Here is a 2,097-nt window from a genome sequence, read left to right as displayed (position 1 = left end):
CCTCGCCCGTCACGCAGGTCACGCCGACATCATGCGCGAGCAGCACGACAGTGCGATCGGCTTGCGGCGGGAGAACACCAACGTCCCCCACGACTATGACTGGCCGGCGTACGTGACCACGCTGACGAAGCTGGCTGACCGGTTCGGATAGCCGCCCGGTCCCGTTGATACAGGCGGTGCGGTCAGCATCCGCTCATCGGCTACGACCGGACGGCTACGGCACCGCGGCTGACCACCCGGCGCGACGCCCGACCGGCGGCAGATCCGCATGGGTCAGAATGTGCCGATGACGATCTCCGCTGACGACTCCGGTCCGGTCCGGATTGTGACGGCCGTTCTTCGCGACGGCGATCGGGTGTTGCTGTGTCATCGAAGCGCCGGACGCCGTTGGTATCCCGACGTGTGGGACCTGCCGGGCGGGCATGTTGAGGAGGGGGAGGATCCGAAAGAGAGCCTTGTCCGCGAGCTTCGGGAGGAGTTGGGAATCACGGCATCGGAGCCGTCCAGCCCGCCGATGCATGAGATCCGGACCGCGACGTTCGACATGCAGATCTGGTTGATCGACAGGTGGACCGGAACACCCGTCAACGCCGCGCCGGACGAGCACGACGCTGTGGCGTGGTTCGAGACGTCCGACCTTGACAGCCTGCGTCTCGCTCACGAGTCGTATCTCTCGATGCTCACCGCCGTGCTCGTCACGTTCGTCGCTCCGGAAGCCAGGGGTGCGCCCTCATCGGCATGACAGGGCGTTGCCACAGTCAAGATCGACGCCCTGTTCGCGGCCATGAGCGGACCCTTCACCGGCCGCTGGGCCAAGGGCGTACTGCTCGACCGGCTGCACCGATGCGGGGCCAGCGAGGAGGTGATTCAGCCGCGGCAGCGGCGGGCCGTTCGGCTCTTCCGCCCGCTCCCGGCTGCGGCTAGCGTCTTGTTCGTGACCACAGCCAGCTAGACGTGGGAGGTCGCCATGTCGGTCGAGCACCGGCCGAGAGCACCGCGGCTTCCGCCGCGCTGGTTTATCCGTCTCGCCTGGTCGGTGCACCGAGGCCTGTACCGGATCTTTCGTGGCCGGTTCGGACTGTGGCGACCGCGCACCAACGGTTGGGGCGCGTTGCGGCTGACTACGACCGGGCGCCACACCGGCCGGCAGCGCAGCGTCATCATCGGGTACTTCGAGGATGGACCGAACCTGGTCTCGCTGGCGATGAACGGGTGGGGTGAGGGTGAGCCCGCCTGGTGGCTCAACCTGCAGACGCATCCCGACGCGACCGTCGATCTGGTCGACGGGCGGCGGCTGATGCGCGCTCACGCCGCGACAGGCGACGAGCGGTTGCGGCTGTGGGCCCGCTGGCGCGAGATCGACACGAACCTGGACGCCTTCGCGGCGCTGCGGACGTCCGAAACCGCGGTGGTGGTCCTGGAGCCCAGACCCGACGCGACGGACCCGGTACCGGGTAACTGATTGGCCAGCGACCGGCGGAAGCCGCGGGGTGCGCGGGGCGCGTGGGGCGGGCTCGCCGATGCGCGGGACCGGATGGATGCCGTCACGCGTCGGAAGCGCCTGCCGGGAGTGTCCGTGCGGGCGTACCGGCGGGCGGTGCGGGCGTTGCTGCACCTGCAGCACAACAACGGGATCCTGGCCGTAGAGCGCGATCGGGAGGCGGCCGTGGCGTTCGGCAAGGCGCGGCTGGCGCACCTGGTGGCGGAGGAGGACTTCGTCGCGTGCCCAGCGACCGCGGCGTTCACCGCGTACTACGTGGCGCGGTTGAACATGCGGACCCGGTTCACGTCGGGCAGCGGACGCCATCCGCCGGCAGCTACCAAGCGTTACTGCAGCTCGGTGGTACGAGCGCGGATCGCGGCAAGTGAGTGCGCATGATCATGAAGATGCCGATTACGGCGAGTTCGGAGGCTTGGCCTTCTGCGGGTAGATCGTCTCGTGACGGGCCAGCATGGCAACGAACTCGCTGATCTTTCGCTCGCGGGTCTGCGCCCGTTTGACGGCATTGACGCGGTGGATGAGAGCGAACCGGTTGGTTTTGGTGAGTACGTCGAACATGGCCTGGGCGGCGGGGTCGGCGGCGATGGCGGCGAGGA

The 2,097-nt window shown here is 68.4% G+C and carries 4 protein-coding genes; 3 read left to right on the top strand and 1 reads right to left on the bottom strand.

Annotated features, from left to right (window positions below; all coding sequences use genetic code 11):
* The first annotated feature begins 286 nt into the window (after positions 1–286).
* The 3 genes from ACTMS9_RS30570 to ACTMS9_RS30560 all read left to right on the top strand — a co-directional run bounded on the left by ACTMS9_RS30570 (position 287) and on the right by ACTMS9_RS30560 (position 1,879).
* Positions 287–742 (top strand): NUDIX domain-containing protein, encoded by a 456-nt coding sequence (locus ACTMS9_RS30570; protein ID WP_441149642.1) that lies wholly within the window; start codon positions 287–289, stop codon positions 740–742.
* 225 nt (positions 743–967) lie between these two features.
* A complete protein-coding gene (locus ACTMS9_RS30565; RefSeq protein ID WP_441149643.1) occupies positions 968–1,462 on the top strand; it encodes a nitroreductase/quinone reductase family protein in 495 nt (164 codons plus the stop codon).
* A gap of 114 nt (positions 1,463–1,576) precedes the next feature.
* Positions 1,577–1,879: a hypothetical protein gene (locus ACTMS9_RS30560; RefSeq protein ID WP_441149644.1), complete on the top strand. Its 303-nt coding sequence runs from the start codon at positions 1,577–1,579 to the stop codon at positions 1,877–1,879.
* 15 nt (positions 1,880–1,894) lie between these two features.
* Here ACTMS9_RS30560 and ACTMS9_RS30555 read toward each other — a convergent pair.
* Positions 1,895–2,097, bottom strand: a 203-nt coding sequence (locus tag ACTMS9_RS30555) for a YdeI/OmpD-associated family protein (RefSeq protein ID WP_441166631.1), incomplete at its 5' end; no start/stop codon positions are given.

The organism is Micromonospora sp. L31, assembly GCF_052068075.1.
Lineage (GTDB): Bacteria > Actinomycetota > Actinomycetes > Mycobacteriales > Micromonosporaceae > Micromonospora > Micromonospora purpureochromogenes.
The sequence above is the reverse complement of the archived record's forward strand: the minus strand, read 5'-3'. Positions and strand labels throughout refer to the sequence as shown.